At 71.4% G+C, this 14,332-nt stretch carries 13 protein-coding genes; 7 read left to right on the top strand and 6 right to left on the bottom strand.

The window, feature by feature from the left end; translation table 11 throughout:
• The first annotated feature begins 10 nt into the window (after window positions 1-10).
• The 5 genes from polA to BMY07_RS20375 are packed head-to-tail and all read left to right on the top strand — an operon-like array spanning window position 11 to window position 5,173.
• On the top strand, window positions 11-2,725 hold the full coding sequence (gene polA / locus BMY07_RS20395; protein WP_177215664.1) for a DNA polymerase I: 2,715 nt from the start codon (window positions 11-13) through the stop codon (window positions 2,723-2,725).
• A 33-nt stretch (window positions 2,726-2,758) separates the two neighbouring features.
• On the top strand, window positions 2,759-3,460 hold the full coding sequence (locus BMY07_RS20390) for a DUF3592 domain-containing protein (protein WP_092780775.1): 702 nt from the start codon (window positions 2,759-2,761) through the stop codon (window positions 3,458-3,460).
• A gap of 34 nt (window positions 3,461-3,494) precedes the next feature.
• Window positions 3,495-3,995 (top strand): hypothetical protein, encoded by a 501-nt coding sequence (locus BMY07_RS20385; RefSeq protein WP_143073558.1) that lies wholly within the window; start codon window positions 3,495-3,497, stop codon window positions 3,993-3,995.
• Window positions 3,996-4,038: 43 nt separating this feature from the next.
• Window positions 4,039-4,665: a 5,6-dimethylbenzimidazole synthase gene (bluB, locus tag BMY07_RS20380; RefSeq protein WP_092780769.1), complete on the top strand. Its 627-nt coding sequence runs from the start codon at window positions 4,039-4,041 to the stop codon at window positions 4,663-4,665.
• 16 nt (window positions 4,666-4,681) lie between these two features.
• On the top strand, window positions 4,682-5,173 hold the full coding sequence (locus BMY07_RS20375) for a hypothetical protein (protein ID WP_092780766.1): 492 nt from the start codon (window positions 4,682-4,684) through the stop codon (window positions 5,171-5,173).
• 463 nt (window positions 5,174-5,636) lie between these two features.
• Here BMY07_RS20375 and BMY07_RS20370 read toward each other — a convergent pair whose 3' ends face one another.
• The 3 genes from BMY07_RS20370 to BMY07_RS20360 are packed head-to-tail and all read right to left on the bottom strand — an operon-like array spanning window position 5,637 to window position 8,823.
• Entirely contained in the window at window positions 5,637-6,224 is a 588-nt protein-coding gene (locus BMY07_RS20370; protein ID WP_245782515.1) for a TetR/AcrR family transcriptional regulator, read from the bottom strand.
• Window positions 6,221-8,200, bottom strand: coding sequence for a YhgE/Pip domain-containing protein (locus BMY07_RS20365; protein ID WP_092780761.1), 1,980 nt, complete (start codon window positions 8,198-8,200; stop codon window positions 6,221-6,223). The genes BMY07_RS20370 and BMY07_RS20365 overlap by 4 nt, the downstream gene beginning before the upstream one ends.
• A complete protein-coding gene (locus BMY07_RS20360) occupies window positions 8,197-8,823 on the bottom strand; it encodes an ATP-binding cassette domain-containing protein (protein ID WP_092780758.1) in 627 nt (208 codons plus the stop codon). The genes BMY07_RS20365 and BMY07_RS20360 overlap by 4 nt, the downstream gene beginning before the upstream one ends.
• Window positions 8,824-8,958: 135 nt before the next feature.
• Between BMY07_RS20360 and BMY07_RS20355 the strand changes: the two genes are divergently transcribed.
• Window positions 8,959-9,249 (top strand): hypothetical protein, encoded by a 291-nt coding sequence (locus tag BMY07_RS20355; protein ID WP_092780755.1) that lies wholly within the window; start codon window positions 8,959-8,961, stop codon window positions 9,247-9,249.
• A gap of 270 nt (window positions 9,250-9,519) precedes the next feature.
• On the opposite strand, the gene BMY07_RS20350 is transcribed toward BMY07_RS20355, so the two are convergent.
• The 3 genes from BMY07_RS20350 to BMY07_RS20340 all read right to left on the bottom strand — a co-directional run bounded on the left by BMY07_RS20350 (window position 9,520) and on the right by BMY07_RS20340 (window position 12,477).
• Entirely contained in the window at window positions 9,520-10,302 is a 783-nt protein-coding gene (locus BMY07_RS20350) for a maleylpyruvate isomerase N-terminal domain-containing protein (protein ID WP_092780752.1), read from the bottom strand.
• A 487-nt stretch (window positions 10,303-10,789) separates the two neighbouring features.
• On the bottom strand, window positions 10,790-11,710 hold the full coding sequence (locus tag BMY07_RS20345) for a GNAT family N-acetyltransferase (RefSeq protein WP_092780749.1): 921 nt from the start codon (window positions 11,708-11,710) through the stop codon (window positions 10,790-10,792).
• Entirely contained in the window at window positions 11,707-12,477 is a 771-nt protein-coding gene (locus tag BMY07_RS20340; protein WP_092781167.1) for a class I SAM-dependent methyltransferase, read from the bottom strand. Before BMY07_RS20340 ends, BMY07_RS20345 begins: the two co-directional genes overlap by 4 nt.
• Window positions 12,478-12,811: 334 nt before the next feature.
• Here BMY07_RS20340 and rpsA point away from each other — a divergent pair, with 334 nt between their 5' ends.
• On the top strand, window positions 12,812-14,320 hold the full coding sequence (rpsA, locus tag BMY07_RS20335; RefSeq protein WP_092780747.1) for a 30S ribosomal protein S1: 1,509 nt from the start codon (window positions 12,812-12,814) through the stop codon (window positions 14,318-14,320).
• Window positions 14,321-14,332 lie beyond the last annotated feature (12 nt).

Below are 14,332 nucleotides of genomic sequence, written 5' to 3'. Positions count from 1 at the left end.
GACTCGGACCGTGCCTGCGAAGACTGAGACCCGTACCACCCCCCGGCTGCTGCTCATCGACGGCCACTCGATGGCGTACCGGGCGTTCTTCGCGCTGCCCAAGGAGAACTTCCAGACCGGCACCGGCCAGCACACCAACGCCGTCTACGGCTTCACCTCGATGCTGATCAACCTGCTGCGCGATGAGGCGCCCACCCACCTCGCGGTGTGCTTCGACGTCTCGCGCAAGACCTTCCGCACCGACCACTTCGCCGAGTACAAGGCCAACCGCAGTGCCAGCCCGGACGAGTTCAAGGGCCAGGTCAGCCTGATCGAGGACGTCCTGGGCACGCTGAACATCCCGAAGCTGGCCAAGGACAACTACGAGGCAGACGACCTCATCGCCACGCTGACCACGCAGGCCACCGCCGCCGGGTTCCAGGTAGCGATCTGCACCGGCGACCGCGACGCGCTGCAGCTGGTCACCGACGAGGTCACCGTGCTCTACCCGGTCAAGGGCGTCTCCGAGCTGGCCCGCTACACCCCGGAGCTGGTGCAGCAGAAGTACGGCCTGACCCCGGCGCAGTACCCGGACTTCGCGGCGCTGCGCGGCGACCCCAGCGACAACCTGCCCAACATCAAGGGCGTCGGCGAGAAGACCATCACCAAGTGGATCCAGCAGTTCGGCTCGCTCGGCGAGCTGGTCGACCGGGTCGACGAGGTCAAGGGCAAGGCGGGTGAGGCGCTGCGCGCGAACCTGGCCGCGGTGCTGCTCAACCGCCAGCTGACCGAGCTGGTCCGCGACGTCGATCTCGAGGTCGGGCCGGACGACCTCGAGGTGCGCGACTGGGACCGCGACGCGGTGCACCGGCTCTTCGACGAGCTCGAGTTCCGGGTGCTGCGCGACCGGCTCTTCGCCACCCTGTCCACCGCCGAACCCGAGGCCGAGGAGGGCTTCGAGGTCAGCGGCGGCGCCGTCGCGGCGGGGGAGCTGCCCGGCTGGCTGGCCGCGCACGCCCCCAGGGGCACCCGGATCGGACTGTCCTTCCGCGACGTCGCGACCGGCGTGTCCGGGCAGGCCGTGGAGCTCAAGTCGGTCGCGCTGGCCACCGCCGGGGGAGAGGGCGTCTACGTCGACGTCACCACCCTCACCGAGGACGACGAGAAGGCGTTCAGCGACTGGCTGGCCGACCCGGACGCGCCCAAGCTCGCCCACGACGTCAAGCGCTCCCTGCACGCCGTCCGCCACCGCGGCTGGGAGCTCGCGGGCCTGGCCACCGACACCGCGCTCGCCGCGTACCTGGTGCGTCCCGGCCAGCGCACCTTCAACCTCGACGACCTCGTCCTGCGGTACCTGCAGCGCGAGCTGCGGGTCGAGGACGGCGACGGCGAGCAGCAGCTGTCCCTGCTCGACGACGAGGGCGACGACGACCGCAAGCTGGCCGCGGGGGAGATCCTGCGCGCCCGCGCGATCGCCGAGCTGGCCGACGCGCTCGACACCGCGCTCGCCGAGACCGGGCAGGCGCCGCTGCTGGCCGACATGGAGCTGCCGCTGCTGCGGGTGCTGGCCGAGCTGGAGGCGGTCGGCATCGCCGTCGACGGCGAGCGGCTGTCCATCCTGGAGTCGGAGTTCGCCGCCAGGGTGCGCGACGCCGAGCGGGCCGCGTTCGACGTGATCGGCAAGGAGATCAACCTCGGCTCGCCCAAGCAGCTGCAGGTCGTGCTGTTCGACGAGCTGCAGATGCCCAAGACCAAGCGCACCAAGACCGGCTACACCACCGACGCCGAGGCGCTGACCACGCTCTACGAGCAGACCGAGCACCCGTTCCTGGCGCACATGCTCGAGCACCGCGACGCCACCAGGCTGCGGGTCACCGTCGAGGGCCTGATCAAGTCGGTGTCCGAGGACGGCCGCATCCACACCACGTTCAACCAGACCATCGCCGCCACCGGCCGGTTGTCCTCCACCGAGCCCAACCTGCAGAACATCCCGATCCGCACCGAGGCCGGGCGCACCATCCGCGAGGCGTTCGTGGTCGGCGCGGGCTCCGCGGAGCTGCTCACCGCCGACTACAGCCAGATCGAGATGCGGATCATGGCGCACCTGTCGGAGGACGCGGCGCTGATCGAGGCGTTCAACTCCGGGTTCGACTTCCACGCCGCCACCGCCGCGCGCGTGTTCACCGTCGAGCCGACCGCGGTGTCGCAGGAGCAGCGCGCCAAGATCAAGGCGATGAACTACGGCCTGGCCTACGGCCTGTCCGCCTACGGCCTGTCCCAGCAGCTGCGGATCTCCACCGAGGAGGCCCGCGGCCTGATGGACGACTACTTCCAGGGCTTCGGCGGGGTCCGCGACTACCTGCACGAGGTGGTGGCGCGGGCGCGCAAGGAGGGCTACACCGAGACCCTGTTCGGCCGCCGCCGCTACCTGCCCGACCTCACCAGCGACAACCGGCAGCGCCGCGAGATGGCCGAGCGGATGGCGCTCAACGCCCCCATCCAGGGCAGCGCGGCCGACATCATCAAGGTCGCCATGCTCAACGTGCACCGCGAGCTGGCCGCCGCCGGGCTGCGCACCAGGATGCTGCTGCAGGTCCACGACGAACTGGTGCTGGAGGTGGCCGACGGCGAGCGCGAGCAGGCCGAGGCGCTGGTCCGCGCGCAGATGGCGGCCGCGTTCACGATGCGCGTCCCGCTCGACGTGTCGGTCGGGTTCGGCCAGTCCTGGAACGAGGCAGCGCACTAGTCGAAGATCCTCCCCGGAGCAGGGGAGGGGATCGTGCAGAGCCAACCGCTCGGTGGGTCGGCGGCGACGGCGGCCGTGCGCCGCGCGCTGCTGCGGTCGGTGGCGGGGCTGCTGGTCGGGGCGGCGCTGTTCGTCGCCGGTGGGCTGCTGGGCTCGGCGATCGACGGCAGGCGGGCCGACCTGCTCGCCGACGGGGTGCGCGTGTCCGGTGTGGTCGTCGGCGTGGTGGAACGCAGCCGCCTGGCGTCCGGGTCGGTCGAGGTCCGGTTCGCGGTGGACGGTCAGGAGCGGGTGCGTTCGCTGGTTCTTGTCGTGCCGGACGCGCTGCCGCGTGTCGGCGAGCTGATCACCCTGTTCTACGACCCGGCGGATCCGGAGCAGGTGGCGTCAGCGCAGGCGGGTACTGAACCGCCGTTGGAACTAACGGCCGCCCACCTCGGTGCTTTCGTCGCTGCGGTAGGCCTAACGGCTGCGGGTGCCGTCCTCACTGGCAGGTGGTCCCGCCGGTTGTTCGCGGTCCGCCGTCACGGTTGGCGCTCCGGCACCGCTACCGCCGAAGCAGGCGCACTCCGGGTCAACCTGGACGTCGCGGGCGTGGTCGTCGTCGAGACGCACCGCGCTCCCGCCCGCACTGGCCGCGTCCTGCTCGGCGGTACAACCGGGGCCGCGGTCCTCGTCTTCGCCGATGGCCGGGTGGTCTCGGGACGAGAGCTTCCGGGGCGGGTGCCGGACTGAGATCATGGGGTCCACCAGGGTAGGGGGCGGTCCCGTGCGGTGGATCAGGGGATTCCGCGGCGCGCTCGTGTCGCTGCTCGCGGGCATCCTGCTGTTCCTGGGCGCGGCCGCTCTGATCTCGGTCTTCGAGGACCAGGGCGCCGCGCTGGTGGCGAACGGGGTCGAGGTGCCCGCCGTCGTGACCGACGTCAACCAGGGCGCGCGGACCGAGGACTGGATGAAGGTCCGCTTCTTCATCGCGGGCGACGAACGCGAGCACACGCTGCCCCTGAACGGGGACCACGCGGTCGGCGACCGGATCACCGTCGTGTACGACCGCTTCCACCACGAGAACGTCACCGTCGCCGGGGTCCCGTACGAGTCCCCGTACGCGTTCTTCGCGATCATCCCGATGCTCGGCAGCCTTGCCCTGGTCGTGCTGGCTGGCCTGCTCGCGGTCGGCGCCATCCGGGACGCGGTGACCGCGCGACGGGTGGGCCGGCCCGGTCGGCACCGCGCGCGGGCCCCGGGCGGTGACGGCGGGCACAGCCGCTGACTGTCCCCCTTGGGGCCGCGCGGGGGCGAACTACGCTGCCCGGGTGGACGTCTACGAGGTCATCGGTCGTCGCCGGGATGTGCGCGCCGAGTTCACCGGAGCCGCGGTCGACGACGACGTCCTGCGCCGGGTGCTCGGGGCCGCGCACGCCGCGCCGAGCGTGGGGATGAGCCAGCCGTGGGACTTCGTCGTGGTCCGCGACCCCGACACCCGGGCCCGGTTCCACCGGCACGTGCACGACGAACGCGCCAGGTTCGCCGCGTCCCTGACCGGCGAGCGGGCCGAGACCTTCGACCGGATCAAGATCGACGGGATCCTGGAGTCGACGCTGTCGGTGGTCGTCACCTACGACCCGGACCGGGGTGGACCGTCCGTGCTGGGGCGGCACGCGATCGCCGACGCCGGGCTGTACTCGGTGTGCCTGGCGATCCAGAACCTCTGGCTGGCGGCGACGGCCGAGAATCTGGGCGTCGGGTGGGTTAGCTTCTACCAGGAGGACCACCTCCGGTCCCTGCTGGACATCCCCGCGTCGGTACGCCCGGTCGCCTGGCTCTGCCTCGGCCCGGTCGAGCGGCTCCAGGAGGTCCCGGACCTGGAACGACACGGCTGGCGGAGCCGCGTCCCGGTCGAGCGCGTCACCCACTTCGAGCGCTGGGACGGCACCGCCTGAGACTTCAGGAGGCGACGTGGCGATCAGAAGAGCGTTGGTACTCGGCGGCAGCGGCATGCTCAACGGCTGCGCCTTGCGGCTAGTGGTCAACGGCTGGCGCGTAGTGCTGCCGTCCCGCCACTACGCCCCACTACCTGCCGACCACCACACAGGCACAGGTAGGGCTATCTGGGTAGAAGCCGACTGGTCGAAACCCCACACCCTCGCCACCAAAGCCGCCCACAGCCTCGGCGCCCCCGCCGACCTCCTCATAACCTGGCTCCCCGACGACGCCCTCCCCCCAACCCTGCGCGCCATAGAACCCCTCCTGGCCCCCGGCGCCCCGGTAGTCGAAACCCACGCCGCCCGCGACCGCTGGCCAAGCCCTCTCCCCAACCACCCCACCCACCACGTGGTCCTGACCCCCATCGGCTACGCGGGCCGCACCCGCCGCCCCACCCAAACCGAGATCACCGAAGCCCTCCTCCGCACCACCCGCCGAGCCCTGGTCACCGCGGCCCACTCCTAGCCCTCTAGCGCCCGCTAGACGAAGTACGCGGACTCCACCAGCGCAACCAGGAGCCGCTGGCCATGGCCCACTGCGCGCTAGCTCAGACCTGTCCACATCCCCGCCAACCATCCACAGCCCACTCCGCACCCCTATTGACAAACCGCCCGGCTCGATAGGTTCAGAGATGGGCTCCCGGCCCCCGGGAGGGAGGGCCCCGGCCGCGGAGTGGATCTTGGTCGGCGGCGGCTTCGCGGGGCCGGGCGGGGCGGTTTCGGGGCCAGGTGGGGACGATTTCAGGGCAGGCGGGGCGGTCTCGCGGTCGGGCGGGGCGGCTTCGGGGTTGGGTTCGGGGTTGAGTTCGCGGTAGGCGAAATGCACGGACCGGGTCGAGCAGCGTGACGTGCGATGGGGTGGGCAGATCAGCGAAGGGCTGGTCGGGACCGCAGGGGACCCAGGCCGGGTGGGAGCCGCGGCGGGGTGCTCAGGGGGTTCGCAGGCCTCGTACCAGGCCGATCACCGAGTCGCGGACCTCGGCCAGGCTCTGCTCGGGGCTGAACACCAGCCAGTCCAGCGACACCACCAGCACCGTCCCGAACAGCGCCGACGCGGCCGTCGAGACCCGGACCCCGCCGGGCAGGTCCCCCGCGTCCGCGAGCGCCTGCAGCTTCCCCCGGATGATCGACGTCACCTCCTCCCGCAGCAGCGACAGCGTCTGCTGCCACTGCCCCGGAGTCCGCCACAACTCGCTCACCAGCAGCTGCGCGAACGTCGGGTACTCCGCGAAGAACCCCAGCATCCCCTCGACCAACGCCGTCACCGTGTCCGCCGCCGACCCCTCCGCGCCCCGGAGCCTGGCGGCCAGCAGATCGACCCCGTACCGCAGCAGCGCGTCGACGAGGCCGTCCTTGCTGCCGAAGTTGTAGTAGACCGTCCCCTTGGCCACGCCCGCCTCGGCGGCGATGTCGTCCACCGTCAGGCCGACCACGCCCTTGGTGCCCGCGAGCCGCAGGGTGGCGTCGAACAGCTTGCGTTTGGTGGCGTTGGTCCTACCGGGGCGCGACGTCGTCACAGCACCAGTTCCGGCTTGAGGCGGGCTGGGGTCCACACGCGCTGGCGGCGGGCGGCCAGGGTCGACACGGTGAGTCCTCCGATCAGGTAGGCCAGCAGCACACCGACGTCGGTGCCGATGCCGCCGGAGGCGCCACCGTAGAGCAGGTGGCGCAGGCCGTCGACCACGTAGCCCATCGGCAGCACCCGGTGCAGCGGGATCAGCGCGTCCGGGAGGGTCTGCCAGGGGAACGTGCCGCCCGCGCTGATCAGCTGCAGGATCAGCACCACCAGCGCCACGAACTTGCCGACCGGGCCGAGGAACGCGTTGAGCGCGTGCACCACCGACACGAACGTCAGCGAGGTCAGCACCAGGAACCCGAGGGTGGCCAGCGGGCGGGCCGGGTGGATGCCGATCAGCGTGGTGACCGCGGCGAACATGATCACGACCTGGGCGACGCCGAGCGCGGCCGGGGTGAGCCAGCCCGCCAGGGCGGTGCGGGCCGCGGAGTGCCCGGCGGCCAGGGCGCGCGCCGAGAGCGGGCGGATGAGCAGGAACAGCACGAACGCGCCGATCCACAGGGCCAGGCCCAGGAAGAACGGGGCCAGCCCGGCGCCGTAGCTGCCAGCGCTGTTCTCGCCGACCGTGTGCACCGACACCGGGTCGCCGATGGTCTGCGCGGTGGCGTCGCGGGTCGCGTCGTCCGGGTGCGGGATCTGGCCGAGACCGGCGGTGAGGCCGTCGCGCAGCTGGACGGAGCCGTCCGACAGGGACTTGGTGCCCGCGGCGAGCTCGTCGGCGCCGGTGACCGCCTTGGTCTCGCCGTCGCGCAGCTGCAACGCCCCGGTGCGCAGCTGGGACGTGCCGGTCGCCAGGTCGCGCGCGCCACCGGCCGCCTCGGAGATGCCGCCCGAGAGCGCGGGAGCGGCCGCGGCGAGCGTCTCCGCGCCGTTCGCGACCTGGTCGGCGCCGGTGGCCAGCGCCCGCAGCTGACCGCTGGCGGAGTGCACCTGCGTGTTCGCCTGCTCGACCGGCGTGCGCAGGGTCCGCAGCCGCGCCAGCACCCGCTCGACGTCGGCGTCCGGCAGCCCCGCGTCGCGCAGGCTCTGCTCGATTCCCTTGTCCAGCTCGTCGAGGTGGTTCACCGCGGCCTGCGCGGCGGCCGACAGGTTCTCCGCCGTGCGCGCGGCCTGGTCGTTGCCGTTCGCGACCTTCCGCGCGCCGGTCGCCAGCTGCGTCGTCTGCGCGGGCAGGTCCTTCGTCCTGGACTCCAGCGTGTCCAGCCCGGTCGACAGCTTCTTGGTGCCCGCCGCCGCGGTGGTGGTGCCGTCGGCGAGCTTGGTGGCCCCGTCCGCCAGGTCGCGCTGACCCGCCGCGAGCTGGTTCGCGCCCGTGTTGGCCCGCGACGCGCCATCGGCCAGCTGCGACGCGCCGTCCGCGGCCTGCCGGGTCCGCTCGTAGACGGTGCCGAAACCGACCAGGAACTTCTCCGCCGCCTCCGTGCCCACCGACGCCGCGACCGACTCGCGCACCGCGCTGACCACCCGGTCCGCGATCGTGCCGACCAGGTAGTTGTTGGCGTCGTTGGTGGTCACCGTGATCATGCCCTGGCGCGGCGCGAAGTCCGACGACGACGCCAGCGACGCGGAGAAGTCGTTCGGCAGCGTGATCGAGAAGGTGTACTTGCCAGTGCGCACGCCCTCCTCGGCGGTCGGGGCGTCCACCTCCTGCCAGTCGAACTTCCCGGACGCGGCCAGCTGGTCGGCCACCTTGCGCCCCGCGTCCAGCCGGGAGCCGTCCGCGCGCGTGACGCCCTTGTCGGTCACCACGAGCGCGGCCGGGATCTTGTCCAGCCGGTTGTACGGGTCGGCGTTGGCGTACAGGTAGAGCGAGCCGTAGAGCAGCGGCACCAGCACGAGCGCCAGGACGGCGAGCCTGGGCAGGGTGCCGGAGCTGATCCGGCGCAGCTCGTTGCGGGCGAGGCGGAAGACGCTCACAGGGTCGACTCCAGGGGGGCGGGCTGGTCCGACTCGCCGAGCCGGGCCGGGATCATGGGCAGGCGCAGCGCGGTGGACGTCCCGCACAGCACGACGACCGCGCGGCCGTCGCGGGCGTGCGCCATCGCCGTGGGCAGCCAGTCGGCCGGGTTGCTGGAGTGCCGGTCGGGGGTGTCGATCACCAGCAGCTCGGCACCGGGGCGGCGCGCGGCCAGCTCGGTCAGCAGCGCGACCCTGGCCGCGCCGGGCACGTCCTCGAAGCGGGTCCCCGGCTCCAGGCCGTGCTCGTCGAGCAGCGCGGTGGTCGCCGTCTTGCGCTTGCGCGCCCCGGCCAGCGCCAGCTCCTCGGCGATCACGTCGGCCACCCGCAGGTTCGGCTCCGGCGCGGTCACCTCCGGGGCATCCACCAGCACGGCGTGCGCCCGCAGTTCACCACCCGAGGGGGTGACAGAACCCGCCGACGGGGTGATGCGACCGGTCAGGGCGAGGCCGAACGCGGTATGCCCGGCGTTGGGCTCACCGGCGACCACCACCAGCTCGCCCGCGCGCACCCGCAACGACGTCGGCTCCAGCAGCCGCCCGTGCGCGCCGGTGACCACGACCTGGTCCGCGTGGACCTCCATAGCGTCTCCCCGTATTTGAACTGACTGGTCAGTTTGAATAGTGCGCCGGGTGGGGCGGGTTCGCAACCGGGCGCGGGGTGATCCCGGTGACTCGATCGGGGGAACCCGGGGACGAACCGGACCATCAGAACCCGCGTGACAAGACAGCTGAAACTGCTCATCGGCGGCCTGGTGTGCGCCATCGCGCCGTACGTGTTCTTCGTCGGCATCACCGAGACCAAGCGCGTCAACGGCCAGGTCGTCGTCCACGAGTCACTCAACATCGGCGGCGTCATCGCCGCCTTCGGCGCCATCGCGATCGCCTGGACCATGGCGATGAAGTGGGAAACCCCCGCCGACAAGGCCCCGCACTGGCGAATCGCCGCGGCCGCGATCGCCCCACTAGGCGCCTTGCAGCTCGCGATCAGCCTCGACCTGGTCGGCTAGCTCGCCTCGTTTCACCCGGTTCAGCGACAGAAGTTATCCACATCTGGATCTCGAGTGGGGTGCTTTCAAGATCGACTGTCGGGGGGTGCCGGTAGGCTGGGACCTGGGACGCCCCCCGGAGAGGGTGGGGGCTGGGGCCGGACTGGCGCGAGCGCGCGAAGCGGGTTCGGTGGGGGCTAGAGGGCTTGTGGGGATTAGAGGGTTTGTGGGGTGTGGGGGCTGGGTCGGGGTGCTCTGACTGCATCGGCGACCTGTGACCCGGGGGTGGGGTCAGTTGCTGGCGTGGGCGGTGTGGTCGAGCCAGTGGTGGGCGAGGGTGGCGTCGCCGCCGATGGTGGTGTTGTCGGCTAGGGGGAGTCGGCGGGTCAGGGCGAGCAGTAGGGATTGGGCTGGGCCTGTCACTGTCACGTCGGCTTCGTGGGTGCCGGGCTGCCAGATGGCCGCGCCAGGGCGGCGTTCGACGAACCAGGCGCCGGTGGTGTCGGTGGCCCGCCATTGCAGGGTCTGGCCGGTGCCGCGGAGGGCGTGGGCGGACTCGGGTCGCTGCATCGCCCATGTGGGGGAGGTCAGCATCGTGAAGTGGTTGCTGATGAGCGCGGCCGCGATATCGGCGTCGACGTCGGCCGGTCGATCTGCCGCGGCGGCCGCGTCGAAGCCGTGGACGACGGCCTCGTTGAGCATGCTGGACAGCCAGAACCGCGTCCCCGACCGCCCGTCACCCGCCGCGTTGAACACGGGCGCGTCGAGTGCGTCATCGGAGCACGCGCTCGCGACCCGCTGAGCGGACTCCGACAGCCATCCCGGCCACTGACGGGGATCGGCCGGAGGTACGGCCAGTTCCGTGGGCAGCTGTGTGGGGTCGGTGACGCGCCGCTCGATGATCTCCGCGACCCAGTGCTGGGTCTGGCCCACGTGCCCGACCAGATCGGCGACGGTCCACTTCGGGGCCGTGGGCACAGCGGCATCGGGTCCGGCCGCCGTCGCCGACTCCGCCAGCCGCCGGGTGTGGTCGACGACCGCTCGCCGGGCGTGGTCCACGTTCAACTCGGTCATGGTTGATCCTCCGTCATCGTCCTGCCTCAACCACACGTCGAACGGCGGCAGCCCGGATCGACAAACCCGCCGTGCCACTTTCCCGGTTCCCTGCTTTGTCCACTATGGACGACCCAACCGCTCGCCCGCCCGTGATTGATCTCCCGCCGACCGACTTGGCCCGCGACGCCCTTGTCGTCGGGGTGCCCATGCTCCTGACCTGGGCTTTCTCGCCCCGACACCCCCAACTTTCACCCGTTCCAGCGACAAAAGTTATCCACATCTGGATCTTCGCGCCCCCGTTTCAAGATCCTCTGTCGGCGGCTACCGGTAGGCTGGGACCTGGGACGCCCCCCGGAGAGGGTGGGGGCTGGGGCCGGACTGGCGTGCGCGCGAAGCGGTTGCGGCGGGGCAAGAAGGCGCTATGGGGGCAAGAGCGCACGGTGAGGCAAGAAGGCGCGCCGGGGTAAGAGGCGTTGCTGGGTAGAGGGATTCCGCTTAGGGGGCGTTAGCGGATGGCGGTGGCGGGGCGGGTTTCCCAGACGGTCCAGAGGGGGCGGTAGTGCTGGCGGGACCAGAAGACTGGGGAGACTGGGTTCGGCGGGTTGTAGTAGAGGAACGAGCCGACGGTTCCGGGTCCTAGTAGCTCCGCGTGCGCGACGTCCATCAGGGCTCGGCCGACTCCGGTGCCTCTGGCGGTCGGCAGCACGGACAGGCAGTTCACGTACCCCCAGCGCCCGTGTCGCACCCGGGTTTCGGCCCAGGAGCCGCGTGCGGAATCCGTGTGCCAGCCCTCGACGTGGCCCACCGGGATTCCGTCGACCTCCGCTATCCACACCGGGTCGCCCTGGGCCAGGTGGCGGCGCAGGGTTTCCCGCTTGATGTTCGCCGCGCCCGCGCGCAGGACGGCGCCGCCCACCAGGGTCGAGTACTCGACCTCGGCCATCGCGGACGCCACCAGGGCGTCGAGGTCGCTGAGGACCGCGCGCCGGACCGTGGCGGACGAGGGGCCGCCGGACGGTGCCGGGCCGCCCGTGCGGACCGCCAGCACCGCGAGCGGGACGAAGCCGTGCGCCAGGAACGCCGCCGTCGCCGTGACGTCGCGGCTGGGCCAGGTCGACAGGCACGCCGAGTCGCGGCCGGGGGACAGGTTGGCCACGATCGACGGCCAGCGGCGCAGCAGCGCGTCCACCCCGGCGCCGCCGCTCGACCCCACCATCGGGTGCAGTTCCCACACCTTCGCCGCCGACCACAGCGTCTGCGGCGTGCCGGGGTCCAGCGTGGTCTTCGTGATCATCCCGGCCACCCGCTCGCCGTCGGGCAGCGCCGCCGTGATCAGGTCGCCAGGCGGCGGGGCCACGGCCGCGGGCAGCAGCGGGTCGAGGGCGGCGAACCGGGCGGACTGGGCCTTGAGCAGGGGAGCGGTCACCGGCGGCAGCGGAAGATCGCGGTCCCCGGGAACAGCTCACCGCGCAACGGGCTCCACTGCCCCCACTCCTGCGTGTGCCCCTCCGGCCACTCCGGCTCGACCAGGTCGAACAGCTCCAAGCCTGCCGCGTTCAAGGCCCGCACGTAGTCACCGAGCGTGCGGTGGTGCTCGACGTAGGTGGGCGTGCCCTCCTCGTCGACCTCTACATAAGGGGTGCGGTCGAAGTAAGAGCCCGTAACCCGCAGACCGTCCGGGCCTGGGTCGTCCGGGAAGATCCACCGCATCGGGTGAGTGACCGCGAACGTCCAGCTGCCGCCCGGCCGCAGGACCCGCGCCACCTCGGCGAACACCGCGCCGACGTCGGCGACGAACGGGACCGCGCCGAACGCCGAGCACGCCAGGTCGAACGACCCGGACGCGAACGGCAACCGCTCGGCGTTCGCCCGCACCAACGGCACCCGCGTCCCGGTCAGCGCGTTCGCCGCGGCCGCGTACCGCAGCATCCCGCTCGACAGGTCCAACGCCACCGCCCGCGCGCCCTGGTCCGCCAGCCACCGCGCGCACGGCGCCGACCCGCAGCCGACCTCCAGCACGTCCTTGCCCGCGACCGGCCCGAGCAACCCCACCTCGGCCTCGCGCAGCCGCTCCGGGCACCACATGAAATCGCTGACGCCCAGGAACTCGCCGTGCTCGCGGTGGTAGTCGTCGGCGTCGGCGTCCCACCAGGCGATGTTCGCCGCGACCGACTCGGCGGAGCCCACCGCCATCCGCGCCACACCGGTCGTCCCCAAGGCCTGCTCCGCGCTGGTCTCGCTCACCACCGGGTCATCCTGTCAGCCCGGACCCGGCAGGAACCGGCGGGAGGGTACCCCCGGGTTTGCCCGGCGATCGCGGGGCCGCGTAGGATACATCCGCGCGGTGGTAACGCGCTGCCCCGGGTTTTCCTACCGCTGGGAAGCCGTCGGCGGGATGTGGTCCGGGGTGGCGTTCGTTGGCGGTGTTGGTTCCTGTGGTCCGGGTGTCCGTCGGCGGCACGATGCCGCGGCGCGCCCCAAGAACTGAACCCAGCGACCCCCAATCCGTACCGGAGCCACCTACCTAATGTCCACCGACACCACCATTGTCCCGGCTGCGTCCACGCCGAAGCAGCAGGTCGCCATCAACGACATCGGGACGGAGGAGGAGTTCCTCGCCGCGATCGACGCGACGATCAAGTACTTCAACGACGGTGACATCGTTGAGGGCACGATCGTCAAGGTCGACCGGGACGAGGTCCTGCTCGACATCGGCTACAAGACCGAGGGTGTCATCCCCTCGCGCGAGCTGTCGATCAAGCACGATGTCGACCCCGCCGACGTGGTCAGCGTCGGTGACGAGGTCGAGGCCCTGGTTCTCCAGAAGGAGGACAAGGAGGGCCGCCTGATCCTGTCCAAGAAGCGCGCTCAGTACGAGCGGGCCTGGGGCACGATCGAGGCACTCAAGGAGTCGGACGAGCCGGTCAAGGGCACGGTCATCGAGGTCGTCAAGGGTGGTCTCATCCTGGACATCGGTCTGCGCGGCTTCCTCCCCGCGTCGCTGGTCGAGATGCGCCGCGTGCGCGACCTGCAGCCGTACGTGGGCCGCGAGCTCGAGGCGAAGATCATAGAGCTGGACAAGAACCGCAACAACGTGGTGCTGTCCCGCCGCGCGTGGCTGGAGCAGACCCAGTCCGAGGTCCGCAGCGAGTTCCTCAACCAGCTGCAGAAGGGCCAGGTCCGCAAGGGCGTCGTGTCCTCGATCGTCAACTTCGGTGCGTTCGTGGACCTCGGTGGCGTCGACGGCCTGGTGCACGTCTCGGAGCTGTCCTGGAAGCACATCGACCACCCCTCCGAGGTCGTCGAGGTCGGCCAGGAGGTCACCGTCGAGGTGCTCGACGTGGACATGGAGCGCGAGCGCGTGTCGCTCTCGCTCAAGGCCACGCAGGAAGACCCGTGGCGCCAGTTCGCCCGCACCCACGCGATCGGCCAGATCGTGCCGGGCAAGGTCACCAAGCTGGTTCCGTTCGGTGCGTTCGTCCGCGTCGACGAGGGCATCGAGGGCCTGGTCCACATCTCCGAGCTGGCCGAGCGCCACGTGGAGATCCCGGAGCAGGTCGTGCAGGTCGGCAACGACGTCATGGTCAAGGTCATCGACATCGACCTCGAGCGGCGCCGCATCTCGCTCTCGCTGAAGCAGGCGAACGAGGGCTTCACCACCGAGACCGAGTTCGACCCGACCCAGTACGGCATGGCTGCCGAGTACGACCCCGAGGGCAACTACATCTACCCCGAGGGCTTCGACCCGGACACCCAGGAGTGGCAGGAAGGCTTCGAGAAGCAGCGCGAGGAGTGGGAGCGCCAGTACGCCGACGCGCACGCCCGCTACGAGCAGCACATGAAGCAGATCGTCAAGGCAGCGGAGGCCGACGCGGCCGCCGAGGCCGAGGGCGTCATCGCCAGCGCGACCGGCGGCGGCGGGGAGCAGAACTACTCCTCCACCGGCGGCGGCGAGAAGCCCGCCCAGAGCGGCGGCACCCTCGCCAGCGACGAGCAGCTCGCGGCACTGCGCGAGAAGCTCTCCGGCGGCGTGTGAGCTAGCTGAACT

The sequence above is a fragment of the Actinokineospora terrae genome (assembly GCF_900111175.1).
GTDB classification, from domain to species: domain Bacteria; phylum Actinomycetota; class Actinomycetes; order Mycobacteriales; family Pseudonocardiaceae; genus Actinokineospora; species Actinokineospora terrae.
Note: the sequence above shows the minus strand (reverse complement) of the source record. Positions and strands in the feature narration are given on the sequence as shown.

Excerpts from the sequence above, each read along its gene's own strand:
- BMY07_RS20360 (WP_092780758.1), bottom strand. The coding sequence starts at position 8,823 with ATGGAGGTCCACGCGGACCAGGTCGTGGTCACCGGCGCGCACGGGCGG.
- BMY07_RS20350 (WP_092780752.1), bottom strand. The coding sequence starts at position 10,302 with ATGACCGAGTTGAACGTGGACCACGCCCGGCGAGCGGTCGTCGACCAC.
- BMY07_RS20340 (WP_092781167.1), bottom strand. The coding sequence starts at position 12,477 with ATGGCGGTGGGCTCCGCCGAGTCGGTCGCGGCGAACATCGCCTGGTGG.
- rpsA (WP_092780747.1), top strand. The coding sequence starts at position 12,812 with ATGTCCACCGACACCACCATTGTCCCGGCTGCGTCCACGCCGAAGCAG.